Consider the following 26,495-nt stretch of genomic DNA (forward strand, 5'->3'; position numbering starts at 1 on the left):
CCCATCACATCCGGAACAGACCGAAGCGCGTCTCCGGCACCGGCGCGTTGAGCGCGGCCGACAGGCCAAGCGCCAGCACCCGCCTCGTGTCGGCGGGGTCGATGACGCCATCGTCCCATAGCCTGGCGCTGGAATAGTAGGGATGGCCCTGGACCTCATATTGTTCGCGGATCGGCGCCTTGAAAGCTTCTTCCTCCGCGGCCGGCCAGGTGCCGCCGCGTGCCTCGATACCGTCGCGCCGGATGGTGGCAAGCACCGAGGCCGCCTGTTCGCCGCCCATCACGCCTATGCGTGCATTGGGCCACATCCACAGGAAGCGTGGCGAATAGGCGCGGCCGCACATGCCGTAGTTGCCGGCGCCAAAACTGCCGCCGATGATGACGGTGAACTTCGGCACCGCGGCGGTGGCAACGGCGGTGACCAGTTTCGCGCCGTCCTTGGCGATGCCGCCGGCTTCGTATTTCCGGCCCACCATGAAGCCGGTGATGTTCTGGAGAAACACGAGCGGGATACCGCGCTGCGCGCAGAGTTCGATGAAATGCGCGCCCTTCTGCGCGCTTTCCGAAAACAGGATTCCGTTGTTGGCGACGATGCCGACGGGATAGCCCCAGATATGCGCGAAGCCGCAGACCAGCGTCGGTCCGTAGAGTCGCTTGAATTCGTCGAACTCGCTGCCGTCGACGATGCGGGCGATCACCTCGCGCACGTCATAGGGCGTGCGCAGGTCGGCCTGCACCACCGCGTAGAGGTCCTCCGCATCGAAGCGCGGCGGAACCGGTTCGCGCAGCGCGACGGGCGGGCGCTTTACCCGGTTCAGGCTAACCACGACCTGGCGCGCGATGCCGAGGGCATGGGCGTCGTTCTCCGCGTAGTGGTCGGTCACGCCGGAGGTCCGGCTGTGCAAATCGGCGCCGCCCAGGTCCTCGGCGGAGACGATTTCGCCCGTCGCGGCCTTCACCAGCGGCGGGCCGGCGAGGAAAATCGTGCCCTGGTTACGCACGATGATCGATTCATCGGACATCGCCGGCACATAGGCACCACCGGCGGTGCAGGAGCCCATCACCACCGCGATCTGCGGAATGCCCTGGGCGGACATGTTGGCCTGGTTGAAGAAGATTCGGCCGAAATGGTCGCGACCCGGAAACACCTCATCCTGTTGCGGCAGGTTGGCGCCACCGGAATCGACGAGGTAGATGCAAGGCAATGCGTTCTGCTGCGCGATCTCCTGCGCACGCAGATGTTTCTGGACCGTCATGGGGAAGTAGGTGCCGCCCTTCACTGTGGCGTCATTGGCCAGGATCATGCACTCGCGCCCGGCGACGCGGCCGATGCCAGCGATGATGCCGGCCGAGGGGACTTCCCCGCCATACATGCCATGGGCTGCAAGTTGGCCGATTTCGAGGAAGGGCGAGACCGGATCGATCAGCGCGCGGATGCGATCACGCGGCAGCAGCTTGCCGCGTGACAGGTGGCGTTCGCGCGCAACCTCGCCACCGCCCAGGCGCACCCGTTCCGCTGTCGCGCGCAGGTCCTGTACCAGCGCGCGCATCGTCTCGGCATTGGCGCGGCTTTCGGGTGAACGCAGGTCCACCGCGGATTCGATCACTGGCATGGCGGTGTCCTTCCGATGACGCCGAGGCGGCGCAAGTCTTCGATCCGTTCGTCGGAGAAGCCGAGGTCGCGGCGAAGCACCTCCGCCGTGTGTTGGCCGAGCATCGGGGGGGGCTCCAACGGCGCCTGCTGTTCGCCAGGGAACTTGATCGGCCGCCCCAGCATGCGCAGCGTGCCCGCTGCCGGATGTTCGACGGACACGACCATGTCGCGCGCGACCGCATGCGGCTGTGACAAGGCCGCGGTGGCGCCGAGGACCGGTGCGTGCGGAACGTCGTGTTCCTCAAGCAGGCACTGCCATTCGCCAACGGTGCGGGTGGCGGTGATGGCGGCGATGCGCGGTTCGATCTCACCACGGCGGTCGCGCCGGGCGGCCATGGTCGCGAGGCCAGGGTCCTGGCCAAGATCCGGGCAACCCAGCGCGTTGCAGAGTTTCGGCCAGAAGCGGTCCGCCAGGCAGGCGATGATGATCGCGCCGTCGCGGGCGGGGAAACTGCCGTAGGGCACAACGCTTGGGTGCGCGGAGCCCATCGGCTCGGGGTCACGGCCATTCAGGAAGGCGAGTTGGGCGAAATAGCCCAGCAACGACATTGTGCCGTCGAAAAGGCTGACGTCGATCAGCCGGCCCCGCCCGGTCACCGTGCGTTCGTGCAGGGCGGAGAGGATGGAGATTGCGCCAAAGATGCCGCCCGACATATCGCCGATGGGCAGGCCCATCCTGACCGGCTGGCGGCCTTGCTCCCCATTCACGCTGAGCACGCCTGTCAGCGCCTGTGTCACGATGTCGAAGGACGGCTTGTCGCGCAGCGGCCCCGTTTGGCCGAATCCGCTGATCGCGCAGTAGATCAGCCGCGGATTGGCGGCCATCAGCGCCTCGGCGCCGAGGCCCAGGCGATCCATGACGCCGGGGCGGAAGTTCTCGATCAACACATCCGCCGTGGCGACGAGTTGGCGCAGGATGTCAGCGCCTTCCGCTTGGCGCAGGTCGAGCACGAGGCTTTGCTTGCCGCGATTGAGGCCGACGAAGTAGTGGCTCTCGCCGCCGACGAAGGGGGCGAAGCCGCGCGTCTCGTCGCCAGTGCCGGGCGGTTCGATCTTCAGGATCTCGGCCCCGAGATCGCCGAGGAACTGCGCGGCCAGCGGCCCGGCCAGCACGCGCGTGAGGTCGATGACGCGCAACCCGGCGAGTGGGCCGCCCCAGGCCGGCTTGGCGTCGTCGGTCATCCTCGGCTAGCTCGCGGTCAGGCCGAGGGCTTCGATCACCGGCTTCCATTTGAGGCGGTCGGTCCGCATCAGCGTGGCGAGTTCCTCCGGCGTGCCGCCCAGCGGCTCGGCGCCTCCCCTGACGAGGTTCGCACGCAGCGTCGGGTCTGCCAGCCCTGCGTTGGATGCCTGGTTCAGCACCCGCACGATCTCCGCCGGCGTGCCCTTTGGCGCGTAGAAGGCGTTCCAGGCGGTGACGTCGACATCGACGCCCTGTTCGATGAAGTTCGGCACCTGCGGTAGCGATTCCGATCGCTTCGGCAAGGTCACGCCGAGCGGCCGGATGCGGTCGCCGCGGATCGTGCCGAGCGAGCTCGCGATGGTGTCGACCACGGCCAGGACGTCACCGCGCAGCCCGCCGGTCAGCGCCTGTGCACTACCGGTGTAGGGGACTTGTTGGATCTCGATGCCGGCCGCGCGTCGCAGGATTTCGGTCGCCACGCGCGCGGTGGTGCTCGGCACGCCGATCGAAATCTGGCCCGGCCGCGCCTTTGCGGCCGCGATCAGATCGGCCAGCGTGCGGACGGGCGATTCCTGCGCCGTGTAGAGAACCATGCCGAGGCTGAGGATCGCGGCGATCGGTGCAAAATCCGCCGCCGGATCGAAGCCGAGCGAGGTGAACATGAACTCGTTGGCCGCATGGGTCGCGTTGGTTCCCCAAAGCAGCGTGTAGCCATCCGGCTCCGCCCGGGCGACGAGGGCGGAGCCGATGTTGCCACCGGCGCCGGCACGGTTTTCCACCACGAAGGGCTGGCCGAGCCGGCGCTGGTAAAATTCGGCGAAGTACCGACCGAAGATGTCGGTCCCCTGCCCCGCCGGATAGGGAACGACGAGACGCACTGGCCTTGCGGGCCAGGACTGTGCCACGGCTGGCCTTGCCAGCGCCGCCGCGGCCAATGCCGCCGGCAGCGCCATGATGTGCCTGCGTTTCATGCGACGTTCCCTCCCTTGTTATTGTTTTTTTGTTGTTAGCCCTGGCGCGACGGCAGCGCGATTGTTCCGCCACCGAGCACAGAAAGTTCGTCGTCCTGGTTGCGCGCTTCCTGCTCGATGTCCACCAGGTAGCGTCCGTTTTCGACGCGCTTGCCGGTCACCTTGGCATTGATGAAGAGCAGGTCGCCTTCCGGATTGTGCCGGCGCAGCTTGCTCGTGGCCCGCACCAGATGGCCATGGTCGCCCATCCAGTCGGTCAGCTGGTGTGTCAGCCAGGAACAGCGTTCTGGACCGTAGTCGTAGGCACCGGGTGCGCCGACCATCAAGGCCATTTCCGGTTCCCAATGCACGCGCTCGGGGCAGTCGGGGATGTTGAAGCGATTGCGGATGCCAAGTCCGGGATGCGCCTTGACCTGCTTCCAGGCGAGGCGGTTCGCGCGGATGTAGAGCCCGCCCCAACCCTGCGCATAGGCGACGAAGCCGGTGACGGTCATCGGGCCCTTGGGCATGGTGGGCAGCTTTTCGCCGACCACGACATCCTCGTAGTAGCGGGGTGTCGCGCCGCGCGGCTGTTCCGCCTCATAGAGGCTCCAGATGCGTTCAAGCTCCGCATCGGTGTAGCGGCGCACCGGCTTGTCCTTGAGGTCGGTGTACTTGGTGCCCTGTTCGCGCGCCGCGTCGCGGTCGGTGCGGAAGCACCAGCTTTCCGCATCGGCGACGAGGTCGCCGTTCGCCCCGTAGAAATTGACGTGGTAGACTTGCCGGATCGCACGGCCGGCGAAACCCGTGTTGTGCTCGACGAGGTCGGAGAGCCAAGCCTCCGTCGTGATGGCCTCGTTCCGCTGGATCCAGCGATGCCAGCGCCAGTCGGCGCCCGACCACATCGCGTGCACGCCCGGCAGCCCGCCGACATAGCCTGAGATGATGCGGCTGGTGCTGAACAGGAAGCTGGGCAGGGCGACGATGCCACCGAGTGCGCTGCGCGCCGCGTAATCCGGGTCGCACCACAGGGGATTGTCGTCGCCGATCCCATGGGCGTAGTGGCGGATGTTGTCGCGCGTGGCTTCGTGGCACCAGGGCTCGACGGTGTTCTCGATACGCTTGCCGATACGGGCACGGAGATCATCCAGGGCCTGGTCGGTGATCTTGGGGAAGAGCCGGGTCCCCGGCTCGGCGATCGCGGTGGCAGACATGTGTCCCTCTCCTTGGCTGTGATCGGTTATGCGGCGGCTGGCGAGCGTGCGGCTTCGGTATCGCGCAGCACCTTGCGGTTGATCTTACCGGCCGGCGTCTTCGGTAGTTCGGCGACGAAGGCGACCTGGCGCGGATACTCGTGCTGGCTCAGCCGTTCGCGCGTGAAATCCTGCAACTCACGCGTAAACATCTCGTCGCCTGGGCGAAGGCTGACGATGAACGCCTTGACGACCTGGCCGCGGACGGGGTCCGGCACGCCGATCGCGGCCGCCTCCCGCACATCGGGGTGCTTGAGCAGGACGTCTTCGATCTCGACCGCACTCATCGTCCAGCCGGCGGAGATGATGACGTCATCCGCGCGGCCCGCGTGGTAGAGATATGAGTCCTCGTCGATGCGGCCGAGATCCTTGGTCGCGACCCATTCGCCGCGGCGCCAGATCTTGATTTCGCCGATTTCGCCGACGGCGCAAGGGCGACCGTCGGGCGCCTGCACCTCCACCCGCAGGCCAGGAACCGGCTTGCCGAGCGAGCCGGGTTTTACGGGGAAATCCGTGGCGCCCGGGTAGTTCACCAGGGCCACGCCGACCTCGGTCGTACCATACATGCTGCAGGCGGGGACGGCGAAGGTTCCGTCGATGAAGCGCAAGGTTTCGCCGTCGATCGGCTCGCCTGTATAGGAGAGTTTCTGGATCGCGAAGCGGAATTCCGGCGCCCGCCCGCTGGTGCGCATCATCCGGTAATGCGTGGCCGCAGCGGAAAGATTGGTGATTCGGTAGTCCTGCAAGGCGCGCATCAGCCGCACCGGATCGAACTTCCCGGCATATGTGCCGGTGGTGACGCCAAGTGCCAGCGGCGCGAGCGTGCCATGCGCCAGCCCATGCCCCCAGGCGGGTGACGAGGGGCAGAAGAACTCGTCGCCAGGCCGAATTCCGGTGCCGTAGAGCGCGGCCATCATCAGCACCACGATGGCCCGGTGGGTGTGCTTCACCGCCGCCGGCAGTTCCCGTGTCGTGCCGGAGGTATACTGGAACAGCGCCATGTCATCGCCGCGCGTGGCGACCTGCCAGGTCGTCGGCAAGGCGGCGAGTTTCGCGGACCAGGCCTCGTCGGCAACCACGACCTCGACTCCCGGGATACCCTCGGCCGTCGCCGCCTTCTCCTTGTTCGTCAGCAGCACGCGTGGCGTGCAGTCGGCGACGCGAAGCCGCACGCCATCGGGCCCGAACAGGGTGAACAGAGGCACGGCGATGGCGCCGCGTTTCATCGCGCCGAACATCGCCGCGTAGAAGGCGAGCGAGGGGTCCAGCATGATGGCGACGCGGTCGCCGGGGCCGACGCCACGCGCCTCCAGCCAATGCGCGAATTGCGACGACAGGCGGGCGATCTCGCGGAAGGTGATGACCTCATCGCGACCATCGGCATGGGCGACGCGCACCGCGACGCGGTGGTCATCCGTGGCGTGCCGGTCGATGCATTCATGGGCGATGTTCAGCGACGCGCGATCGCCGTCGAAGAAATCCCACAGGGCTTCGGACGAGAAATTCGCCTGCGCGAAGCCGTAGTCCGTGCTGTCGGTGAGCCTTGCCATTGAACGCCTCCCCGGGGTCGCTGCCTCGTTGGACTGTTTATCGGCAGGGCAATGAGGTGTTGTCAATGGGATTCATTTGTTGTATATAGACAACATGAAGCAAAACGACACACCCCCACGCGACGCAGTGATCCGCCAGGTGCCGGCAGTGGCGCGTGCGGCCGCGATCCTGCGCTTGCTGTCGCGCAGCGGTGCGCCGCAGGGCGTCCATGCGATCGCACGCGCGCTCGGCCTGGTGCCGAGCACGTGCCTTCACATCCTGCGCGCCCTGGCCGCGGAGGAACTGGTCATGTTCGACCCGGCGACAAAGCGCTACGGGCTGTCCAGCGGCATCGTCGCGCTGGCGCGCGGGATGCTGCGGCACGACCCGTTCAGCAACCTGGTCCAGCCGCTGCTCGACGACATGTCGGGCCGGCACGGGATCACCGCCATTGGCGTCGAAGCCGCGAGCCTGGACCACATCGTCGTCGTGGCGATTTCGCGCCCGAACCACGCCCTGGGCCTGCAGACCGACGTCGGCAGCCGCTACCCGGCGCTGATCAGCGCGAGCGGGCGCTGCATCGCGGCCTTTGGCGGACATCCGGCGGGCGAGGTGGAGAAGCGCTTCCGGGGGCTGCGCTGGGACAATCCGCCGACGCTGGCGGAATGGCGCGCCGATGTCGAGGTGACGCGGGGTGCCGGCTTTGCGGTCGACGACGGCCGCTACATCGCAGGTGTGACGATCATCGCAGCACCGGTCATGCAGCGCGGCCGCATGTCGCACGCGCTGGCGCTGGTCGGGGTGGGCGAACAGTTGCGCCGGATCGGGCACGCCACACTTGGCGAGGAACTTCGCGCGCGCGCCGCCGACCTGTCCCGGCGGATAGAGGGCGCGTGAGACAAACCTGCGTGATCGTCCCGATCGCCACGGCCGTCTGGCGGTGCTGCCATGGCGTGGCGATCGCCGGATTTCTCGCGCGGCCATAGCTCTGTCGATCACCCTCAAAGCGTGCTGTGGAAACAGGTTGTGCCGCGCCAAGGAGGTCGTCGTCGCCGGCTGATCGACCATCCCTCGCGCTGTCCGTCCGAAGCAATGATGTCGTGGCGGCAATGAAATTATTGCGTGTCAGGGTCTGCATCCCATGACATCCTGACGCCTCTGACTGACGGATGAATGCAACGCGGGGTGGCGTGCCGCCGTCGTCGCAAAAGGGGTAGAGCCAAGATCATGACCCATCCGTCCTTGCCACGCCGCCGGGGATCCGCGCGGCGATGAGCCTGTGGTCGCAAGCCTTCGCGCATCCTGTCACGCTGGGGATCGTGCTCGCCACGATCGGCGTCGTGTTGCTCGCGGCCGCGGTGATCGGCGCGCTCTCGGTGACGGGCCGCGTGCAGCCGGCGCTGCGGCGGGAGTTGTGGCTACGCCTGGGATCCTGGGCGGTGCTGCTGCCATTGATCATCGTACCAATCCTGCTTGGCCGGGAATGGACGATCGCCGCGGTGACTTTGCTCGGCCTGGCCTGCCTGCGCGAATATGATCGCGCCACCGGGCTGTTTCGCGACCATGTGCTGACAGCCGTGGTGGCGATCGGGATCCTGGTGGCGAACTTCGCGTCCCTGGACCATTGGTATCACTTCTTCGTCGCGCTCTGGCCGCTGACCGTGGCGGTGATCTGCGTGGCGTCGATCCCGATCGACCGGCCCGTCGGCTACGTCCAGCGCACGGCGCTGGCGATCTTCGCCTATATGCTGTTCGGCGCTGGCCTCGCACATCTCGGCTACATGGCGAATGAGCCTGGCTACCGGCCGTTGCTGCTGCTGCTGGTCCTGGCGGTCGGGTTGAACGATGTCGCCGCCTTCACCTGCGGCAAATTGTTCGGCCGGCGGAAACTGCTGCCGGCGACAAGCCCGAACAAGACCGTGGCGGGGGCGCTTGGCGCGCTGGTCTGCACCACGGCGGTGGTCGCCTCGATCGGTCACCTGATTTTCGCGGGGACCGAGATGGACAGCCTGCCCTTGCTGCTGCTTCTCGGTGCGCTGGTCAGCATCGGCGGGCAGTTCGGCGACCTGATGCTGTCGTCGATCAAGCGCGATCTCGCGATCAAGGACATGGGCAACATCATCCCCGGCCATGGCGGAGTGCTGGACCGGTTCAACAGCCTGCTGCTGGTGGCGCCCGCGACCTTCCACCTGATTGGCTATAAACTTGGCTGGGGCATCGACCAGCCCACCCGCCTGTTCACCGGCGGCCCATGACCTGGGAACTCAAGCCGGCGCGCGACCTGGGGCTGAAGACGCAGGACAGGCTGCGCAGCCATGGTCGCGAAGCCGGGCTCGGCAGCGTCGTGCTGCATGCCGCCTGGCGCGGGCTGGTCCGCACACATCTGCGGCTGCTGCATCGCCTGGAGGTGACGGGGCGGGAGAACCTGCCCGCGCCGCCCTTCGTCCTGGTCGCCAATCACAGCAGCCACCTGGATGCGCTGTCGCTTGGCGCCGCATTGCGCGGGGCCGCCGCGCGCCGCGCCCATGCGCTGGCGGCGGGCGATACCTTCTTCACCTCCGGCGCCACCTCGCTCTTCGCTGCCTATGCGCTGAACGCGCTGCCGGTCTGGCGCAAGAAGACGCGCGCGAAGGAGTTGGAGACGCTGCGGTCCCGCCTGGTCGAGGATGAACTTGTCTACATCCTGTTCCCCGAGGGCACCCGCAGCCGCGACGGCCGTATGGCGGCGTTCCAGCCCGGGCTTGGTGCCTTCGTGGCGGGCAGCCCCGTGCCGGTGGTGCCATGCCATATCGATGGCGCCTTCGCCGCCTGGCCGGCACATCGCCGGTTCCCGCGTCCTGGTAAGCTGAGTTTGCGAATTGGCACGCCATTGCACTTCGCCGCCACGACACAGGACCGCGCCGGTTGGACCGAGGTCGCCGCGCAATGCGAAGCGGCCGTGCGCGCATTGGGAGGCGAGATGCCATGAGCCTCTACACGCTGAAGCCGCGCTTCCAGGCGCTGCTGCGCCCGATGGTGCAGGGCATGGCGAACGCCGGCATCACGGCCAACCAGGTGACGCTGGCCGCGGCGCTGGGGTCGCTGTTGCTCGGCTGGTGGTTGGCGGCGCAGGGCGGGCCGTCTGCATTGTTCCTGCTGCTGCCGGTCTGGCTCTTCCTGCGCATGGCGCTCAATGCCGTGGATGGCATGCTGGCGCGTGAGCATGGGCAGAAATCGAATCTCGGCGGGTATCTGAACGAACTGGCCGATGTCGTCTCCGACGCGGCGCTCTACGCGCCCTTCGCGCTCGTGGCGCCATTCACCCCGGGTTGGGTGGGTGCCGTGGTCGTGCTGTCGATCGTGTCGGAATTCGCCGGCGTGCTCGGGCCGAACCGTCGCTATGACGGCCCGCTGGGCAAGAGCGATCGGGCCTTCGTCTTCGGTGCGCTCGGCTTGTGGGTCGGGATCGTCGGCGCCCTGCCCGGTTTCGCCTTCTGGCTCATGCCCCTGCTGGTGCTGCTGCTCATCGCCACGACCATCAACCGCGTCGCCGCCGGCCTCGCGGATCTCACACCCATCCGGCCACTCGCCGAAGGAAGCCCCATGCGCCCCGTCGAGGACCACAGCTTCACCACCCATGACGGCGTGGACCTGACCTACCGCTACTGGCCCGCCACATCGCCGACGCCACGCGGCGCCATCCTGCTGTTCCATCGCGGGCATGAGCATGGCGGACGGATGGCGCATCTGCCAGCCGAACTGGACCTGCCGGATTTCGCGTTCTTCGCCTGGGATGCACGCGGCCATGGCCGGTCGCCGGGGCAGCGCGGATATAGCCCGAGCCTCGCCCATTCGGTGCGCGACGTGCAGAGTTTCGTGGACCATGTCGCCAGCGCCCATGGCTTTGCGGAAGAAGATATGGCCGTCATCGCGCAGAGCGTCGGCGCCGTGCTGGTCGCGACCTGGGCGCATGACTACGCGCCGCGTATCCGCGCCATGATCCTGGCATCGCCGGCGTTCAAGGTGAAGCTCTACGTGCCCTTCGCGCGGCCAGGCCTGAAGTTGATGCACCGGCTGCGCGGGTTGTTCTTCGTCAATTCCTACGTCAAGCCGCAATACCTGACGCATGACCCGGAGCGCATCGCATCCTACCGCGCGGACCCGCTGATCAGCCGGCCGATCGCGGTGAATATCCTGCTCGACCTCTACGCCGCAGCGGATCGCGTTGTCGCCGATGCGCGCGCGATCACCGTGCCGACGCAGATGCTGATCTCGGGCGCCGATTGGGTGGTGCATCATGCGCCGCAGCATCGGTTTTTCGAGCGCCTGGGCACGCCGGTGAAGGAGCGTCACATCCTGCCGGGCTTTTTTCACGACACGCTGGGCGAACGCGACCGCGCGATCGCCCTGGCCCATGCCCGCCGCTTCCTGCTCGAACGCTTTGCCGAGCCGCTCAACCGCCCGTCACTGCTTGCGGCGGATCAAATGGGCTTTACGCGGGATGAGGCCGATGCGCTCGCATCCCCACTGCCTGCCCTGTCGCCGCGCGGCCTGTATTGGTCGGTCACGCGTGGCTCGCTCCGCCTTGGCGGCGCGCTGTCGGAGGGGATCGCCCTCGGCCATGCCACCGGCTTCGATTCCGGCTCCACCCTCGACTACGTCTATCGCAATGACGCGCGCGGCCTCGGCCCGGTCGGTCGGTTCATGGATCGGAACTACCTGGACTCCCCCGGCTGGACCGGCATCCGCCAACGAAAACTGCATGTCGAGGAACTGGTCCGCGCCGCGATGCAGCGCCTGGCCGACCAGGGCATGCCAATCCGCGTCATGGACATCGCCGCCGGCCACGGCCGCTACGTGCTGGAGGCGCTGCAAGGCGCCGCGCAGCGCCCGGAGTCCATCCTGCTGCGCGACTACAGCGACATCAACGTCGCCGCCGGCACACGGATGATCGCGGAGAAAAACCTGTCCGACATCGCCCGCTTCGTCCACGCCGACGCCTTCGATGGCGACAGCATCGCCGCCGTCACGCCGGCGCCGACGCTCGGCATCGTCTCCGGCCTGTATGAGCTTTTCCCCGACAATGCGATGATCCGCCGCTCGCTGGCCGGCATGGCCGCCGCGATCCCGCGTGGCGGGGCGTTGGTCTATACGGGCCAACCCTGGCATCCGCAGTTGGAACTGATCGCCCGCGCGCTGACCAGCCATCGCCAGGGCCAGGCCTGGGTGATGCGCCGCCGCGTGCAGGCGGAGATGGATGAACTCGTCGCCGAAGCGGGCTTCCGCAAGATCGAGCAGCGCATCGATGCCGAGGGCATCTTCACCGTCAGCCGCGCGGAACGGCTGTGACCGGGCAGCGCCGTCCCTGGGGCCGGGCGGCGCTTTGGCTCCTCCTGCTCGGCCCATTCTTCTTCGCCAGCTATGGCCTGGCGACCTTCCTCGCGAGCCAGCGCGCGGATGTGCCCGCCATCGTCTTCTCCTGGGAAAGCGCGATCCCGCTGCTGCCCTGGACGATCATCCCCTATTGGTCGATCGACCTGCTCTATGGCATCTCGCTGTTCCTCTGCGCGACGCGCGCTGAACTCGACACTCATGCCAAGCGCCTGCTGACCGCGCAGATCCTCGCCGTCGCCTGCTTCATCGCGGCACCGCTGCGCTTCACCTTTGAACGTCCGGTGCTCGATGGCGTCCCAGGCATGCTCTTCACCTTGCTGGGTGAGTTCGACAAGCCGTTCAACCAAGCGCCATCGCTGCATATCGCGCTACTGGTGATCCTGTGGGTGCGTTTTGCTGCCCATGCGCGCGGGCCTTGGCTGGTGCTTCTGCACGCCTGGTTCGCGCTGATCGGTGTTTCCGTTCTGACGACCTGGCAGCACCATTTCATCGACATCCCGACCGGCGCCTGGCTGGGCTTGCTGACCCTGTGGCTTTTCCCCGATGACGCGCCGAGCCCGTTTGCCGGTGCGCGCCTCACGCGGGACCCGCGCCGCCGTCGCCTCGCGTGGCGCTACGCGGCGGGCGCGGTGCTGCTGGTCGCCCTGGCGCTGTGGCTGCAAGGTGCGGCCTTGTGGCTGTTCTGGCCGGCGGGGTCGCTGTTCCTGGTGGCGCTGACCTATGCGGCGCTCGGGGCCAGCGCGTTTCAGAAGGATGCCCGGGGGCGGCTGCGCCCGGCCGTGCGATGGCTTTTCGGCCCCTATCTGATCGGCGCCGCCATCAACACGCGCTTCTGGAAGGGGGATGGCCGGCTGACCGCGCCAGTCACCGCCGACGTCGCGCTCGGCCGCTACCCCAGCGCCGCCACCGCCGCTGATTTTGGTACCGTCATCGACCTCAGCGCCGAACTGCCCGGACGCCTGGGCAGCCGGAGCTATGTGAGCATTCCCATGCTCGACCTCGCCACGCCGGACCCCGCGCTGCTGCGCCAGGCTGCCGCCGCCATCGAGCAAGGGCGTGTCGCGGGCAATGTTCTGGTCAATTGCGCGCTCGGCTATTCGCGCAGCGCCGCGGGGGCCGCCACCTGGCTGCTGGCCACCGGCCGCGCCCGGGATGCCGCCGATGCGGCGGCGCAGATCCGCGCCGTGCGCCCGCATATCGTCCTGGACGCGCCGGCCCTTGCCGCGATCGCCGAGGCCGCGCGGCAATGACCGAGGCCGAGCGCGACCTGCTTGGTGCCACGGCGCATTTGCTCGCGCAGGGCCGCCGGCTCGACGCATTGTCGCGCGGCTTCACCGTGGTCGCCGTGGCGGGGCTGGTGCTGGTGCCGGCGCTGGGGGGCGCCGTCACGCTGCTGCTGGCGGGGATGATGCTGGCCGGTCTCTGCCAGACCTATGTCGCGATCCGCGTCGGCTTCGACGCGGCACTCTTTGCCGCGCTCGCGCAGGGGGCGGCGCCGCGCGATCTGGCCGGGCTTGATACGGCGCTCACCAGCCTGGGCTTGATGCCGGCGGTCAAGGCGGGGCGGCCGCTGGCGTTGCGCATCGGGGGTGCGCGGCAGCTGCTGGCGCGCCAGGCGATGCTGGTGGCGTTGCAGGCGGTCCTGGCGCTGCTGGGTGCGCTGACCAGCGGCTAGCGCTGCGGCGCGGGGCGCGGGATTCCCAGATGATCCCGCAGGGTGCTGCCCGTATACTCCCGGCGGAAAATGCCGCGACGTTGCAGATCGGGCACGACGTGCTCGACAAACAGTTCGAACGGGCCGGGATACCAGGGCGGCATCACCATGAAGCCATCGGCTGCGCCGGCACGGTACCATTCCTCGATGCGGTCGGCGATGTCGGTGGGTGTGCCGCAGAGCATCAACTGCCCCATGCCGCTGGCAACCATCTTGTAGAGGTCGCGCAGCGTCATGTTCTGGCGCCGCGCATAATCCGTCAGCAGGGTCGCGTGATATTGCAGCGTGTCCGACGGCGGCAATGCCGGCACCGGGCCATCCAGCGGGTAGTCGGATACGTCGTGTCCCAACCGATGCTTCAGCGCGGCGAAGGCGGTCGCGGGCGGGATCTCCTCCGTCAACCGGGCCAGGCTGTCCTGCGCTTCCTGCCGCGTGCGGCCGATGAAGGGAACCAGCCCCGGCATCAGCGCCACGCTGGCGGGATCGCGGCCAAACCCCGCCACCCGCGCCTTGAACCCGGCGTGGAAGTCGCGCGCGCCGTCAAGCAGCAGTTGCGAGGTGAAGACCACATCCGCCGTGCGCGCGGCCAGCGCCTGGCCGACCCCGGACGATCCGGCCTGGATGATCACCGGCCGACCCTGGGGCGAGCGGCTGATGTTCAGCGGACCTTCGACCGCGAAATGCGTCCCGCGGTGGTGCAACGGATGCAGCCTGGCGGGATCGACGAAGCGCCCCGCGGCCTTGTCCATGATCAGCGCGTCATCATCCCAGCCGTCCCAAAGCCCCTTGACCACATCGACGAATTCTTCCGCCATCGCATAGCGGTCGTCATGCGCCGGATGCGCCCGCGTGCCGAAGTTCGCGGCATCGCCGGGCACCGATCCCGTCACCACATTCCAGGCCGCACGCCCGCCACTGAGGTGATCGAGCGAGGCGAACGCGCGCGCCAGGTGAAACGGCTGGCAATAGGTGGTCGAGGCGGTCGCACCGATGCCGACCAGGCTGGTGGTGGCGGCCAGCGCACCGAGCAGCGTCAGCGGTTCCAGCCGCGCCACCATGGAGGGATGGCCCTCCGGCCGGGCGCCGTAGCTGTCGGCGAAGAAGACGAAATCGAACTTGCCGCGCTCGGCGGTCAGGGCGATGCGGCGGATCAGGTCGAAATCCTGCGCCTGGGTCGCGGCTTCGGGATGGCGCCAGCCGGCGGCGTGGCTGCCCGGGACCTGGATGTAGATACCAAGATGCAGCATGGATCGGGCCTTGGTGATTGCCGGTGAAATCCGTGGCGGGTCGCGCGCCCCGGGTGGTGCATGACAGTACTTCGTATAGGCTGCGTCCACATACCTACGATCAAGGACCTGACCTGATGCGCGCAAGGACCATCATCCTGATCGGCTGCGTGCACGGGATCGGGCGTGCGGCCGCCTTCCGCGCCGTCGCCGCCGGATCGCCGATCGCGCTGCTCGACATCGACGCACCCGGCCTTGTGGCGCTGGCGGAGGAACTGCGCAGCGCGCATCCGACCCTGCCCATCGTCGCCCTGCCCACCGACATCACGAACCAGGCCCAGGTTGTCGATGCCGTGGCCAAGGCGGTCGAAGCGCTGGGTGAGGTCGAGGTGCTCATCGTCAATGCGGGCGGTGTCACCAGCCTCGTCCAGGCGGGGGAGTTGAGCCAGACGTTTGCCGACTTCAGCGCGAGCCAGCCGGCCGATTGGCGCCGCATCGTGGAACTCAACCTTTTTGGCGTGTTCAACGCTGCGCATGCCGTGCTGCCGCTGTTCAAGCGCGCGGGCAAGGGGCGCATCGTGCTGGTCGCGTCCGTCGCCGGGCTGGTCGGCAGCCCCGGACTGGCCACCTACGCGGCGGCGAAAGGCGGGGTCATCGCCTTCGGCAAGTCCCTGGCGCGGGAAGTCGCGCGCGAAGGCATCACGGTGAACACCGTCGCGCCGGGCGGCGTCGCGACACGCGTGTTTCCGCCGGGCACGCCGGCGGCCCAAAAGCGTGCGGAACGCATCCCGATGGGCCGGCTGGCCGAGCCGGACGAGATCGCCAACGCGATCATGTACTTCGCGCTCGGCGCGCCGGATTATCTCAGTGGCGAGGTGCTGAGCGTCTCCGGCGGGCCGCCCGCCTGAGCCTGGTCGCCTACCAGCGGATGTCCAGATCGAAGGGTTCCACCGGCACGAATTCCTCGTCATCCGCCGTGCCGTCGCGCCACATGAAGACGATGAATTGCGCCGGCGCCTGCATCACCGTCATGGGATGATGCCAGCAATCCGCCGCGAAGGTCACACCCTGCCCCGGCCGTGCGAGGAAGGCTTCCGCGCGTGACATGTCCGGCCCGCCAGATGCCGCATGCGGCGCGACCAGCGCCAGCCAATGCGCCGGTCCGATCGGCATGAAGGATTGCGACGAATAGCGATGGCGCTCCATGGTCACGACCCGCAGGGTATTGCCCTGCAACGGCAGCTTGTGGGTCAGGAACAGGCTCGGCGGCACGCCGGCGCGCAGATTGGCCAGCCTGCCGTCGAAGTAGGATTTTCCCGCCTCCCGCGGCGCGACAAGAACCTCGCCATAAGGTGCGAAGGCCTGCGCCGTCAGATCCTGCAACGCGATAGGTTTCATCTGGTCACGCATCCTCCTGGATTGGCCTCGACACACACCACGGCAGGCCCGCTCAGGACACCCATTCGCCGGCGCGCATGAGCGGCTCGGCCATGCCCTGGGCGTCGAGGCCGTCCACATCGACCTCGGCCGAGCCGATCATCCAATCCACGTGGATGAGGCTGCTGTTGCCGCCGCGGGACACGAAGGCGTCCTCATCCAGCGTATCGCCGTCCACGAAGCATTTCTTGTAGGCTTGGCCGAGTGCGATATGGCTCGCCGCATTCTCGTCGAACAGCGTGTTCAGGAACAGCAACCCGCTGTGCGAGATTGGTGAGGAGGCGGGCACCAGCGCGACCTCGCCCAGCCGGCGCGCCCCTTCGTCGGTGCCGATCAGACGCTCAAGCACTTCCTGTCCGGTGCTGGCCGAAGCCTCGACGATGACACCGCCCTCGAAGCGCACCCGGATGTCCCGGATGAGCGTACCCTGGTAGGCAAGCGGCTTGGTCGCCGCGACGTGCCCGGTCGTGCGCGCCGCGTGCGGCGTCGTGAACACCTCCTCCGTCGGGATGTTCGGGTTGCCGGTCACGCCGTTGCGCGCGGTGGATTGCCCGCCCATCCAGGCATGCCCGTCCGCCAGCCCGACGGTCAGGTCCGTACCAGGCCCACGGAACCGCAGTGCCGCGTAGTTCCGCCCGGTCAGCATCCGCCGGCGGGTCATCAGGACGGCGTTATGCGCGGCCCAGGCGGCGACCGGATCGACGGTGTCCACCCGGGTCGCGGCGAAAATGGCGTCCCATAGCCGGTCCACGGCCTGGGCCTCCGGCAGGTTGGGGAACATGGCCCGTGCCCAGGCGGGCGAGGCATAGGGCACCAGGCTCCAGTTGATCGCCGAGGCGGTGATGAGATCGAGCGCGGGCCGATAGGCCTTGGCCCGGGCGCGGTTGGCCCTGGCCACCTGCCCCGCATCCTGTCCGGCAAGGAGGTTCGGATCATCGCCCACGATGGCGAGGCGGGCCGCGCCACGACGGAATGCCTCGGCCATCCCGTCGAACAGCCATCCGGTGGCGTGGTCGAAACTGTCCGGCCGGGCGTAGCGGAAGCGCGACAGCGCCTGTTGATCGTCAGCGAAGAGTGTCGTGACAAGGCTGGCGCCGGCCCGATAGGCGGCATCGGTGATGAGGCGCGCCAGCGGCAAGGCCTCGATCGATGCGGTCATCACCAGTTCCTGGCCGGGCTGCAGGTTCAGCCCGACATGGACGGCGACGTCGGCCAGGGACGCGAGCCGCGCGTCCTGCGTGCCGGCAGACACCGGGGGGGTCGCGATCTGGTCCATGGGGCGTTCTCCGCGAGACGAGGTTCGCTGGAGAGTATCGGCAAGGCTATCGGGCAACCAGCCATCCCGGGTCGCCAAAACCTGCAGGCCCCCGCCGCCCAGCGCGGAGGCGAGACGGCAGGGAATGGTTGGGTTGAAGAAGGCCCGCCCGTTCCAGGCGTCAGGTCTTTCCGCCCCTGCCCCCGTGGCCGGACACATCCGCCCCCGCATCCGGCGCCAGCTTGGCGAACAGCGGTGCCGAGGCCAGGACCAACAGCCCGGCGCCGGCAAAGGCCCAGAAGAAATCCGCCCCGTCGGGCGCCGCGCGGCCGCCCAGCGCGGCCGAGCCGGCCAGGACGGCCGATGCCATCACCACGCCCAGCGCCGGGGTGATCTGCTGCAAGGTGCCATAGAGGCTGGTCGCCGCCGATAGCCGCGCCCCTGGCACATCGGCGAAGGCCAGCGTGTTCATCGCGGTGAATTGCAGGCTGCGCGCCAGCCCGCCCAGCGCCAACACCACGAACATCGCCCACCAGGGCCAGCCCGGCGCGAAGAGCGCGCCGGCGGCGCTGCCCGCCGCCGCAAGCCCTGTATTGGCCAGCATCGTCGCGCGGAAGCCGAAGCGCCGCAGCAGCGGCTGCGCCATCGGCTTCATCGCGAAAGCCCCGACCGCGGTCGCGAAGGTGACCAGCCCCGACTGCGTGGCGCTCCAGCCAAAGACCGTTTGCAGCAGCAGCGGCACCAGGAAGGGCGCCACCCCCGCCCCGATACGGAACAGGCTGCCGGCCACGGCGGCGGCATGGAAGGTCGGGATCGTCATCAGGCTCAAATCCAGCGCCGGCCGCGCCACCCGCCGGCAATGCCGCAGCGCCAGCCAGCCCAGGCCCAGCCCGGCAAACAGCGCGCCCCAGGCGAGCAGCGGCTCAAGCACCGTGCGCCCCACCGTCTCCAGCCCCGTCATGCCGAGCGCCAGCGCGCCGCCCACAAGCCACAACCCCTTCAGGTCGGGGGCGGCCGTCGCCTCATCGGGCGGGGTCGCGGGGATCATGGTCGCGACCAGCACCAGCCCCAGCACCCCGATCGGCAGATTGATCAGGAAGACGCTGCGCCAGCCATAGAGGTCGGTCAGCAGCCCCCCGATCGGCGGGCCGGACACGGGGCCGAGCAGCCCCGGCATGGTCAGCCAGGTCATCGCCGCCAGCATCTGCGCCTTGGTCACGCTTTTCAGCAGCAGCAGGCGCCCGACCGGCACCATCATCGCCCCGCCGACCCCTTGCAGCACCCGCGCCGAAACCAGCCAGGCCAGCCCATCGGCCGCCGCGCACAGCCCGGAGGCGATGGTGAACACCAGGATCGCCGCCATGAACACGCGCTTGGCGCCGAAGCGGTCGGCGACCCAGCCCGATACCGGCACGAAGACCGTCAGCGCCACCAGATAGGCGGTGATGGCGACGGACAGATTGGCGACCGGCTCACCCAGATCCCGCGCCATCGCCGGCAGCGCGGTCGCGACCACGCTGCTGTCGAGGTTCTGCATGAACAGCGCGCTGGCCACGATCAGGGCAAGCGCGCGGGGGGTGCTGGCCTGGGGCATCAGGTGAAACTAAGGGCCGGCACGGCGGCTGGGCAGCGGGGCGCGGATTACGCCTGCGCCATCTCGGCCGCCAGGGCGGCTTCCGCCATCTCCCGCAGCTTGCCGCGCTGGATCTTTTGGCCGTTCGGCCCGTCGGTGACGGGGAAGGCATCGATCGGGATGATCCGGGACGGCTGCTTGAAGCGGGCGAGGTGTTCGGTGCAGGCCGCCGCCAGGACCACCGGGTCCGGCGCGTCGCCCGATACGAAGGCCACCGCGATGCTGCCGCCGCGGGCGCCGACGACCTGGGCCTCGGCCACGCCTGGCTGCTGCTTGAGGAAGGCCTCGATCTCCTCCGGCGCGACCAGGAAGCCGCCCAGCCGCAGCGCATCGCCCAGCCGGGTTTCGTAGTCGAAGCCCGCGCCGGGATGCATTCGGCCGAAATCGCCCGAGCGGAACCAGCCATCGGCGGTGCGCGCCCGCGCGGTGGCGGCGGGGTCGCCGAGGTAGCCCATGAACAGCGACGGGCCGGAAAACTCCAGCTCCCCGGCCTCCGCGACCAGGCCGGTTTCGATGTCGCGGGCGCGGATGCCGGCGGCGCCGCTGGCCGGGGTGCCGCCACCGATGCGGCAGCGGATCGGGTCGGCCGGGTCCTGCAGGGCGAAGAGCGCCTGGCATTCGCTGCTGCCGTAGACTCCACGCGGCGCCATGTTCAGCGCGCCGCAGATGTCCACGACGCGGTCGGCGCCGGGATGGAAGCTGGCGAAGCCGGTGAAGAGGAAGGGTGCGTGCGGGCGCCCCCCGGCGGCCTCCGCCAGGCGCAGCAACAGGTCGTCGCCACCGACCATATGGGTGATTTTTTGCTCGCGGATCAGCGTGTCGGCGGCGGCAGCGTCGAAGCGCGCCATGGTCACGATGCGGGCGCCCCCCGCGATCCCGGCCATGGCCAGCGACAGGCCAAAGGTGCCGCAGAGCGGGACGATGGCCAGCACGGCCGCATCGGCTTCACCCGTGCCGGTGCGGGCCGCCACGTCGCGCGCATGGGTGGCGATGGCGGCCTGGGTATGGGCGACCAGCTTCGGCCCGGCCGTGGTGCCGGATGTCGTGAAGGTCAGGCACAGCGCGTCCGGCGCCGAATCATCCGCATGGCGTTCGGGGCTGGCATCCAGTTCCGCCCAGGGCAGCACCGGCACGCCGGCGATCTCGGCGATGCCGCCGGCATCCAGCCCCAGGATGAAGCGCAGGGGGGCGCGGGTATCGGGCAGGATTTCGGCCAGGATTTCGGTCGTGTTCATGCCGGGGAAGCCGAAGGCGGCGACCACGGCGGAAGGGCGAGCGCGATCCAGCAGCCCCGCGACATCGGCGGCGACGAAGCGGGTGTTGATGTGGATGGTCGCGGCGCCCAGGCGGGCCAGGGCGAATTGCGCGATCAGGTGTTCGGGCCGGTTCGGGCACCACAGGGCGACGCGATCGCCGGGGCCGATGCCCTGGCGGGCGAAGCCCATCGCCAGGCGGCGGGCGGCGGCGACGAAGCCGGACCAGGTCACGCGGCCACCGCCATCGGCGGCGACCAGCGCCAGCGCATCGGGTGCGCGGGCGGCGGACGCCTCCAGCAGGGCGGTCAGCGTCAAGTTCGTGTCGTCACCCGGCAAGCGCTGCGTTCCCCTGCTTCATCCCGGCGCGTGTCATGCCGCAGCGGGGCGCGGAACGCCAGAGCGGGGCGCAGGGTGTCGTCGCCGTCGCCCGTCCGTAGCGCGCCGCGAAAGGCATAGGGCGGGGCGCCCGGCCGTCATCGCGTCGCCTCGATGCGCCGCCATCGCCGGGTTTGGTCCGGCGATGGCGGCGATACATCAGGCCTCGTTCAGAAGGCCAGGTTGATGGTCAGTTGGACGCCCTGGGTCGTCAAACTGCCGGATGAATTGCCGACCAGTGTGCCGGAGGTCAGCGAGCCATTGACCCCATTGGGATTGGTGAAGGTGCTCGAATAATTGCCCTTCGCCATGTTCGTCGCCGAGAAGATGTAGTTGAAATCGACGAACCACGACGGCGTTATGAAATACGTCGCCCCGACCACCGCCGCCGCGCCATAGGTCCAGCCCGTGGTGGAGAAATTCTGCGGCGCGCCGGATACGTCGCTCCGTTGGCCATTGATGTCGGCGAAGCCGACCAGCCCGTTCAGGTTGGTACGCGTCTCCGACAGGGTCGGCCCGGCGCCGAGATAGAAGAACCCCCGGTCATAGGAACGCCCGATGAACGGGATGGCGGCGATCTGCTGGTTGATCGTCGTTTCGTAGGACTGAACGATGGCATTGCCGGTGAAGGGCACCGTGATGCCGCTGGCCGTGTAGGTGAAGGACCCCGCCTGCGGCAGCCGCGCATCGGTCACCGTGTCGGACGAAGCGAGGTTGCTGTAGGAGGCCTTGCCGCCCCAGATCCAGCGGCTGTCGTTGAAGTGCCGGAAATAGCCGGCCTGCACCGACGGCGCGAAATCGGTCTGGCGGCCCATCGGCACCGTCGCCGGCCCGGCGGCGGTCCCGCGGGAAACCAGGGCGCCGTGCTGGTAAACATCCGACGTCCCGACAGCATAGACGTCTTGGTCGCCGAAGCTGGTCGATGTCAAACTGCCGCCCGCGCCGATGTATACGGCGCTATTCGGCACGATCGACTGCGCAGAAACACCGCTCGTGCCAAGAATACCCGTAAGCAGCCCACTCAATACCAGCCCGGATCGCATTTTTCGGTCCCTATGACGATGACCGAACCTAGCATCGACTGCGGTGGAAGGCCCATCCCCCACCACAACCATTCCGCGAATCAATCGGCGTATTCACCCGCCGCGGTCAGGATCGGCCGCCAGCGGGCGATTTCCGCCTCAAGGAAGGCCCGGTGCGCTTCGGGGGTGACGCGCGCCTCCGGCTCCGGCGCCGTGCCGAGTTCAGCCATGCGTGCGATCAGCCGCGGGTCGCGCAGGGTGGCGCGCAGGGCGGCGTTGATGCGGTCCACCACCACGCGCGGGGTGCCGCGGGGCGCATACATGCCGTGCCAGACCGTCACCTCGAACGGCGTGCCCTGTTCGTTCGCGGTCGGCAGGTCCGGCAGCGACGGCAGGCGCGCATCGGCGGTGATGGCAAAGGCCTTCACGCGGCCCGAGGTGATGTAGGGCGTCGTGCTGGTCGTCTGGTCGCAAACCAGGTCGATCCGGCCGGCCATGACCTCGGCGAAGACCGGGCCGGTGCCGCGGAAGGCGACGGTGGTCACCGCCTGGCGCATCTGCGCCTGCAACAGGGTCGCGCATAGCTGCGACGCGCTGCCCAAGCCGGCATGCGCGACATTCACCCGGTCGCCGCGTTCGCGGATATAGGCCAGCATCCCGGCAAAGCCATTGGCCGGAAAATCCGGCCGCCCGATCCAGGTCATCGGCACGGGGGAAACGAGGCCAATCGTCTCGAACGCCGTCAACGTGTCATAGGGCATGCGGCGATACAGCGTCGGCGCGGTCGCCATGCCGATGTTGTGCAGCATCAGCGTATAGCCATCCGGCCGCGCCGTCGCGACGCGGTTGGCGCCGATGGTGCCGCCGGCGCCGCCGACATTCTCGATCACCACATTCCCGCCGAGTTCGCGGGAGAAGGGTTCGACCATGATGCGCGACAGCGCATCGGTCGGCCCGCCCGGCGCGAAGGGAATGATCAGCGTGACCGGCTGGCTGGGGTAGGTCTGGGCAAGCGCCGGCGTTGCCAGCGCCAGCATCATCGCCGTGCGTCGCAGTATGCGGATCATTTTTATGGTTCCTCCCTTACGCGTTCTTGTGTCAGCGGCCTCCGCCGATATCGACCAGCGCGCCCGTCATGTACGAAGCGCGTTCGCTCAGCAGGAAGGTCACGAGTTGGGCGACTTCCTCCGGCTCGCCAGGCCGCCCGAGCGCGGCGGCGGCGGTCATGCTGCGCAGGCGTTCAGGCCCGGCCTTGGCCTCATGCGTCGCGGTGCGGATCACGCCGGGGCGCACGCAATTCACGCGGATGCCCTGCTTGCCGACTTCATTGGCCAGGCCCTTGGTGAAGCCATCCACGGCGCCCTTGGCCGCGGCATACATCACCCGCAGCGGCTGCCCGCCGGTCTGCGCCGCGCGGCTGCCGATATTGACGATGGAACCGCCGCCCGATGCCGCCATGCGCCGCACCGCTGCCGCCGAGCAGAAGGCGGTGGAACGCAGGTTCGCGTTCATCAGGCTGTCGTATTGCGCCAGCGTCATCTCGGCGATGGCGAAATCGGCGCTGCCGCCGGCATTGTTCACCAGCCCCTTGATCGGGCCGATGGCATCGACGGCGGTGAACAGCGCCTCGATGCCATCGGGCGTCGTCGCATCGCCCTGCACGGCGACGCCGCCGATTTCCGCCGCGACCGCGTCCGCGCTGGTCGCATCGCGGGCGTAGTTCACCACGACCTGCCAGCCATCCGCCGCCGCCGCGCGCGCGACGGCGGCGCCGATGCCGCGACCGCCGCCGGTGACCAGCAGCAGCCCGCGCGTCATGCGCGACGCCCGAGGATGCCGAGTTCCGCGCGCGCCTCAGCCGCGCTCATCGGCTCGGACCCGAGTTCGCGCAGGATGCGCACGCCGCGTTCCACCAATTGCGCATTGCTGGTCGCGAGCACGCCCTTGTCCATGTAGATATTGTCCTCAAGCCCGACGCGCACATGGCCGCCCAGCAGCCAGGCCTGCGCCAGGATCGGGAATTCCATGCGCCCGATGGCAAAGGCGGCCCAAGGGCTGCCCGGCGGCAGCATCGATGCCGCATAGGCCAGCGTCTTCGGATCCCACGAAAACCCGTAGCGCACGCCCATCACGATCTGGAACAGGCAGGGTGCGGCCAGGGTGCCATCGGCGATCAGCGCATGCGCGAGCTGGATGTCGCCGCTGTCAAAAACCTCCAGTTCCGGAATGGCGCCGGCGGCATAGATCGCATCGGCCATGATCTTCACCGACCATGGCGCGTTGATCACGACGGCGCTGCCCGACCACATGGTGTTCAGGTCGAGCGTCGCGATATCGGGCCGCAGCGCGGTGATGTGCTCGATGCGCTTTTCCGGCGGCAGCAGGCCCGACGACGGATCGGCCACGCGCGGATTGTCGCGCGACGGCACGAAGCGCCCGCCGGGGCCGGTGGTCAGGTTGATCATCACGTCGCGGCCGCTTGCGCGGATGCGGTTCACCACATCCTCATACAAATCGACGCGCATCGACGGCACGCCGGTCTCCGGATCGCGCACATGGATATGCACGATGGCGGCACCGGCGTCAGCGGCCTCGACACAGGCCTGGGCGATCTGCGCCGGCGTGATCGGCAGATAGGGCGTCTGGCTCGGCTGGGTCAGGTTGCCGGTAACGGCACAGCTTATGATCGTCTTCTTCTTCATCGTTTCACACCCCATCCTGCGGCAGCACAAAGGTCCAGGTCAGCTTGTGCCCTGCCTGGCCGGCCGCTGCCGCTTCGGCCTTGTAATCATGCACCAGGCTCGTCTTGACCCCAAACACCGCGTCATCGTCGAGATACTTGTCCCCGGCCGCGAAGACCTGCGTGACCAGCGGTCGGTAGCCATTCTTGCGCAGCCAGAAATGCACATGCGCCGGGCGCATCGGCCCGCGCCCCATGCCCGCCAGCACCTGGCCGACCGGCCCGTCATGCGGCACCGGATAGGCGCTTGGCATGATGCTGGTGAAATGCACGATGCCATCGGCATCGGTCAGGAACACGCCGCGCAGCGCGTGCTCGTCACCGAACTGGCTGTCGTAGAGGCCGTCGGGGCTGGTGTGCCAGACATCGATCTGCACGCCCGCGATCGGCGCACCCGCGGGGTCTGTCACCTTCACGCGCACATCCAGCGGCTCGCCCAGGATGCCGCCGGAGATATCGGCGCCATTCGGCACATGCGGCGCGCCCAGGCGGTGGAAGGGGCCGAGCACCGTGCTTTCCGTCACCTCCGGATTGTGGTGGCGATGGGCGATGGCATCGACCAACATCGACACGCCCAGGATGTCGGACAGCAGGATCACCTCCTGCCGTTTCTCGCTGCACCAGGCGCCAAGATCGGTGATGAAGGCGATCCCCTTGTCCCATTCGGCGGGGGTGAGTTCGACATCCTTCACGAAGCCATGCACGTGGCGGATCAGCGCCATCATGATTTTTTGCACGCGCGGATCGGCGTCGGGGCTGATGCGGGCGACGACCTGGTCGGTCAGCATCACCTCGGCCGGTGTGGGGGCGTCCTTGGGCATTTCTTGGTCTCCCTTACGCGAGGGTCAGGATCACGCGCCCGCGGGTGCCCGCGGCGACGGCGGCATAGGCATGGGCGACATCAGCCAGCGGCCAGGCCTGGGCGATGACAGGGGGCGGATAGGCGCCGGACGCAAACCCCTCGGCCAGCGCATCCAGGATCGGCGCGCAGGCGGCGACCCCGCGCTTGAGGCTGTCCACCCCGATCAGCCGGGCCTCCTTGCGGTAGAAGGGGATCAACTCGATCCGCACCTTTTCGCCGGGCGTGCCGGCGATACAAACGACGCGGCCGCCGAAAGCGAGGGCCTCGATCGCCGGTTCGAACAGCGCGGGCGTGCCGACGCCATCATAGACGACATCGACGCCGCGCCCGCCGGCCATCTCCCGCAGGGTGGCGGCCAGGTCGATACCGGTGATGTCCAGCAATTCGGCGCCGACCTGGCGGCACACCGCATCCTCCGCGACCGCACCGCGGACACAGGCGATGACGCGCGCGCCGCGATGCCGCGCGATGGCGCAGACCGCGCCGCCGACGCCGCCCGTGGCCCCCAGCACCACCACCGTCTCACCAGGCTTTTGTGCCGCGTATTCGACCAGCCCGATCCAGGCGGTGACGTAGTTCACGCCGACGGCCCCGGCCTCGGCGAAGGACAGGTTTTCCGGCTTGCGGGCCAGGGCACCGGGCGGCAGCACGACGTATTCGGCATGCGAGCCATCGCGCAAAAAACCGATGTCGCCGCCGGTGCCCCAGACCTCGGCGCCGACCCAATCCTCCGGCCCGGCCACGACCACGCCGGCGAAATCGCGGCCCGGGGTGCGCGGCGGCACCGTCTGGCGCATGCGCCCGGCGACGTTCTTCACATCGGATGGGTTGATGCTGGCGGCATGCACCCGCACCAGCGCGCCCCCAATACCCGGATCGATGCCGGGCATGGCCACCACGTCCAGCACATCGGGGCCACCGAAGGCGCCGAAGCGGGCGGCGCGAAAGGGGGTGCCTGCGTCCGTCTGACTGGTCATGCTGTCCCTCCGCCTTGCTTGATGCGTCGGATAGGGGGGCGTTTCCCGGCCGTCAA

General features: G+C 68.5%; 23 protein-coding genes. 7 read left to right on the forward strand and 16 right to left on the reverse strand.

Annotated features, from left to right (window positions below):
* Positions 1–4: 4 nt before the first annotated feature.
* From ACQW02_RS18790 to ACQW02_RS18810, 5 genes are read right to left on the reverse strand one after another with little or no spacing between them, the layout of a single operon-like run.
* Complete coding sequence (locus ACQW02_RS18790; protein ID WP_431281438.1) at positions 5–1,612, reverse strand: carboxyl transferase domain-containing protein; 1,608 nt, start codon at positions 1,610–1,612, stop codon at positions 5–7.
* The gene (locus ACQW02_RS18795; RefSeq protein WP_431281439.1) at positions 1,603–2,835 is read right to left on the reverse strand and encodes a CaiB/BaiF CoA transferase family protein; all 1,233 of its coding nucleotides are present in this window, start codon (positions 2,833–2,835) and stop codon (positions 1,603–1,605) included. The genes ACQW02_RS18790 and ACQW02_RS18795 overlap by 10 nt, the downstream gene beginning before the upstream one ends.
* 6 nt (positions 2,836–2,841) lie before the next feature.
* Entirely contained in the window at positions 2,842–3,807 is a 966-nt protein-coding gene (locus ACQW02_RS18800; RefSeq protein ID WP_431281440.1) for a Bug family tripartite tricarboxylate transporter substrate binding protein, read from the reverse strand.
* Positions 3,808–3,842: 35 nt separating this feature from the next.
* Entirely contained in the window at positions 3,843–5,000 is a 1,158-nt protein-coding gene (locus ACQW02_RS18805; protein ID WP_431281441.1) for an FAS1-like dehydratase domain-containing protein, read from the reverse strand.
* A gap of 26 nt (positions 5,001–5,026) precedes the next feature.
* Positions 5,027–6,589 (reverse strand): acyl-CoA synthetase, encoded by a 1,563-nt coding sequence (locus ACQW02_RS18810; protein ID WP_431281442.1) that lies wholly within the window; start codon positions 6,587–6,589, stop codon positions 5,027–5,029.
* A 94-nt stretch (positions 6,590–6,683) separates the two neighbouring features.
* Here ACQW02_RS18810 and ACQW02_RS18815 point away from each other — a divergent pair, with 94 nt between their 5' ends.
* The 6 genes from ACQW02_RS18815 to ACQW02_RS18840 all read left to right on the forward strand — a co-directional run bounded on the left by ACQW02_RS18815 (position 6,684) and on the right by ACQW02_RS18840 (position 13,617).
* Positions 6,684–7,466, forward strand: coding sequence for an IclR family transcriptional regulator (locus ACQW02_RS18815; RefSeq protein WP_431281443.1), 783 nt, complete (start codon positions 6,684–6,686; stop codon positions 7,464–7,466).
* A 374-nt stretch (positions 7,467–7,840) separates the two neighbouring features.
* On the forward strand, positions 7,841–8,824 hold the full coding sequence (locus tag ACQW02_RS18820; protein ID WP_431281444.1) for a phosphatidate cytidylyltransferase: 984 nt from the start codon (positions 7,841–7,843) through the stop codon (positions 8,822–8,824).
* On the forward strand, positions 8,821–9,537 hold the full coding sequence (locus tag ACQW02_RS18825) for a lysophospholipid acyltransferase family protein (protein WP_431281445.1): 717 nt from the start codon (positions 8,821–8,823) through the stop codon (positions 9,535–9,537). Before ACQW02_RS18820 ends, ACQW02_RS18825 begins: the two co-directional genes overlap by 4 nt.
* Positions 9,534–11,897 (forward strand): alpha/beta fold hydrolase, encoded by a 2,364-nt coding sequence (locus ACQW02_RS18830; protein WP_431281446.1) that lies wholly within the window; start codon positions 9,534–9,536, stop codon positions 11,895–11,897. Before ACQW02_RS18825 ends, ACQW02_RS18830 begins: the two co-directional genes overlap by 4 nt.
* The gene (locus tag ACQW02_RS18835) at positions 11,894–13,192 is read left to right on the forward strand and encodes a phosphatase PAP2/dual specificity phosphatase family protein (protein ID WP_431281447.1); all 1,299 of its coding nucleotides are present in this window, start codon (positions 11,894–11,896) and stop codon (positions 13,190–13,192) included. The genes ACQW02_RS18830 and ACQW02_RS18835 overlap by 4 nt, the downstream gene beginning before the upstream one ends.
* Positions 13,189–13,617, forward strand: coding sequence for a hypothetical protein (locus tag ACQW02_RS18840; RefSeq protein ID WP_431281448.1), 429 nt, complete (start codon positions 13,189–13,191; stop codon positions 13,615–13,617). The genes ACQW02_RS18835 and ACQW02_RS18840 overlap by 4 nt, the downstream gene beginning before the upstream one ends.
* Here ACQW02_RS18840 and ACQW02_RS18845 read toward each other — a convergent pair.
* Positions 13,614–14,903 carry an LLM class flavin-dependent oxidoreductase gene (locus ACQW02_RS18845; RefSeq protein ID WP_431281449.1) on the reverse strand — a complete coding sequence of 430 codons (1,290 nt, stop codon included), beginning with the start codon at positions 14,901–14,903 and terminating at the stop codon, positions 13,614–13,616. The two genes, ACQW02_RS18840 and ACQW02_RS18845, sit on opposite strands and share 4 nt — an antisense overlap.
* 116 nt (positions 14,904–15,019) lie before the next feature.
* Here ACQW02_RS18845 and ACQW02_RS18850 point away from each other — a divergent pair, with 116 nt between their 5' ends.
* Positions 15,020–15,790, forward strand: coding sequence for an SDR family NAD(P)-dependent oxidoreductase (locus tag ACQW02_RS18850; protein ID WP_431281450.1), 771 nt, complete (start codon positions 15,020–15,022; stop codon positions 15,788–15,790).
* 10 nt (positions 15,791–15,800) lie between these two features.
* Here the strand turns inward: ACQW02_RS18850 and ACQW02_RS18855 are convergent, their stop codons facing one another.
* The 10 genes from ACQW02_RS18855 to ACQW02_RS18900 form a co-directional block, all read right to left on the reverse strand.
* Positions 15,801–16,280: an ureidoglycolate lyase gene (locus ACQW02_RS18855; protein WP_431281451.1), complete on the reverse strand. Its 480-nt coding sequence runs from the start codon at positions 16,278–16,280 to the stop codon at positions 15,801–15,803.
* Positions 16,281–16,332: 52 nt separating this feature from the next.
* Positions 16,333–17,595 (reverse strand): aminopeptidase, encoded by a 1,263-nt coding sequence (locus ACQW02_RS18860; protein WP_431281452.1) that lies wholly within the window; start codon positions 17,593–17,595, stop codon positions 16,333–16,335.
* Positions 17,596–17,755: 160 nt separating this feature from the next.
* Positions 17,756–19,168 carry an MFS transporter gene (locus ACQW02_RS18865; RefSeq protein WP_431281453.1) on the reverse strand — a complete coding sequence of 471 codons (1,413 nt, stop codon included), beginning with the start codon at positions 19,166–19,168 and terminating at the stop codon, positions 17,756–17,758.
* Between the two features lie 47 nt (positions 19,169–19,215).
* Entirely contained in the window at positions 19,216–20,778 is a 1,563-nt protein-coding gene (locus tag ACQW02_RS18870; RefSeq protein WP_431281454.1) for an AMP-binding protein, read from the reverse strand.
* Positions 20,779–21,008: 230 nt separating this feature from the next.
* Positions 21,009–21,767, reverse strand: coding sequence for a hypothetical protein (locus ACQW02_RS18875; protein ID WP_431281455.1), 759 nt, complete (start codon positions 21,765–21,767; stop codon positions 21,009–21,011).
* A gap of 194 nt (positions 21,768–21,961) precedes the next feature.
* Positions 21,962–22,927, reverse strand: coding sequence for a tripartite tricarboxylate transporter substrate-binding protein (locus tag ACQW02_RS18880; protein WP_431281456.1), 966 nt, complete (start codon positions 22,925–22,927; stop codon positions 21,962–21,964).
* A gap of 31 nt (positions 22,928–22,958) precedes the next feature.
* Entirely contained in the window at positions 22,959–23,678 is a 720-nt protein-coding gene (locus tag ACQW02_RS18885) for an SDR family NAD(P)-dependent oxidoreductase (RefSeq protein WP_431281457.1), read from the reverse strand.
* Positions 23,675–24,562, reverse strand: a complete 888-nt coding sequence (locus tag ACQW02_RS18890) for a 3-keto-5-aminohexanoate cleavage protein (RefSeq protein WP_431281458.1) — start codon at positions 24,560–24,562, stop codon at positions 23,675–23,677. Before ACQW02_RS18890 ends, ACQW02_RS18885 begins: the two co-directional genes overlap by 4 nt.
* Before the next feature lie 4 nt (positions 24,563–24,566).
* Positions 24,567–25,421: a dioxygenase gene (locus ACQW02_RS18895; RefSeq protein WP_431281459.1), complete on the reverse strand. Its 855-nt coding sequence runs from the start codon at positions 25,419–25,421 to the stop codon at positions 24,567–24,569.
* Between the two features lie 13 nt (positions 25,422–25,434).
* On the reverse strand, positions 25,435–26,439 hold the full coding sequence (locus ACQW02_RS18900) for a quinone oxidoreductase family protein (protein ID WP_431281460.1): 1,005 nt from the start codon (positions 26,437–26,439) through the stop codon (positions 25,435–25,437).
* Positions 26,440–26,495: the final 56 nt, after the last annotated feature.

Origin of the sequence: Humitalea sp. 24SJ18S-53 (assembly GCF_050632385.1) — a bacterium.
Lineage (GTDB): Bacteria > Pseudomonadota > Alphaproteobacteria > Acetobacterales > Acetobacteraceae > Humitalea.

What these genes read in the sequence shown, in the direction of transcription:
- ACQW02_RS18795 (WP_431281439.1), bottom strand. Translation starts at nt 2,835, where the DNA reads ATGACCGACGACGCCAAGCCGGCCTGGGGCGGCCCACTCGCCGGGTTG.
- ACQW02_RS18790 (WP_431281438.1), bottom strand. Translation starts at nt 1,612, where the DNA reads ATGCCAGTGATCGAATCCGCGGTGGACCTGCGTTCACCCGAAAGCCGC.
- ACQW02_RS18845 (WP_431281449.1), bottom strand. Translation starts at nt 14,903, where the DNA reads ATGCTGCATCTTGGTATCTACATCCAGGTCCCGGGCAGCCACGCCGCC.
- ACQW02_RS18900 (WP_431281460.1), bottom strand. Translation starts at nt 26,439, where the DNA reads ATGACCAGTCAGACGGACGCAGGCACCCCCTTTCGCGCCGCCCGCTTC.
- ACQW02_RS18895 (WP_431281459.1), bottom strand. Translation starts at nt 25,421, where the DNA reads ATGCCCAAGGACGCCCCCACACCGGCCGAGGTGATGCTGACCGACCAG.
- ACQW02_RS18825 (WP_431281445.1), top strand. Translation starts at nt 8,821, where the DNA reads ATGACCTGGGAACTCAAGCCGGCGCGCGACCTGGGGCTGAAGACGCAG.
- ACQW02_RS18890 (WP_431281458.1), bottom strand. Translation starts at nt 24,562, where the DNA reads ATGAAGAAGAAGACGATCATAAGCTGTGCCGTTACCGGCAACCTGACC.
- ACQW02_RS18805 (WP_431281441.1), bottom strand. Translation starts at nt 5,000, where the DNA reads ATGTCTGCCACCGCGATCGCCGAGCCGGGGACCCGGCTCTTCCCCAAG.
- ACQW02_RS18815 (WP_431281443.1), top strand. Translation starts at nt 6,684, where the DNA reads ATGAAGCAAAACGACACACCCCCACGCGACGCAGTGATCCGCCAGGTG.
- ACQW02_RS18865 (WP_431281453.1), bottom strand. Translation starts at nt 19,168, where the DNA reads ATGCCCCAGGCCAGCACCCCCCGCGCGCTTGCCCTGATCGTGGCCAGC.
- ACQW02_RS18855 (WP_431281451.1), bottom strand. Translation starts at nt 16,280, where the DNA reads ATGAAACCTATCGCGTTGCAGGATCTGACGGCGCAGGCCTTCGCACCT.
- ACQW02_RS18800 (WP_431281440.1), bottom strand. Translation starts at nt 3,807, where the DNA reads ATGAAACGCAGGCACATCATGGCGCTGCCGGCGGCATTGGCCGCGGCG.
- ACQW02_RS18810 (WP_431281442.1), bottom strand. Translation starts at nt 6,589, where the DNA reads ATGGCAAGGCTCACCGACAGCACGGACTACGGCTTCGCGCAGGCGAAT.
- ACQW02_RS18840 (WP_431281448.1), top strand. Translation starts at nt 13,189, where the DNA reads ATGACCGAGGCCGAGCGCGACCTGCTTGGTGCCACGGCGCATTTGCTC.
- ACQW02_RS18880 (WP_431281456.1), bottom strand. Translation starts at nt 22,927, where the DNA reads ATGATCCGCATACTGCGACGCACGGCGATGATGCTGGCGCTGGCAACG.
- ACQW02_RS18860 (WP_431281452.1), bottom strand. Translation starts at nt 17,595, where the DNA reads ATGGACCAGATCGCGACCCCCCCGGTGTCTGCCGGCACGCAGGACGCG.
- ACQW02_RS18885 (WP_431281457.1), bottom strand. Translation starts at nt 23,678, where the DNA reads ATGACGCGCGGGCTGCTGCTGGTCACCGGCGGCGGTCGCGGCATCGGC.
- ACQW02_RS18820 (WP_431281444.1), top strand. Translation starts at nt 7,841, where the DNA reads ATGAGCCTGTGGTCGCAAGCCTTCGCGCATCCTGTCACGCTGGGGATC.
- ACQW02_RS18830 (WP_431281446.1), top strand. Translation starts at nt 9,534, where the DNA reads ATGAGCCTCTACACGCTGAAGCCGCGCTTCCAGGCGCTGCTGCGCCCG.
- ACQW02_RS18850 (WP_431281450.1), top strand. Translation starts at nt 15,020, where the DNA reads ATGCGCGCAAGGACCATCATCCTGATCGGCTGCGTGCACGGGATCGGG.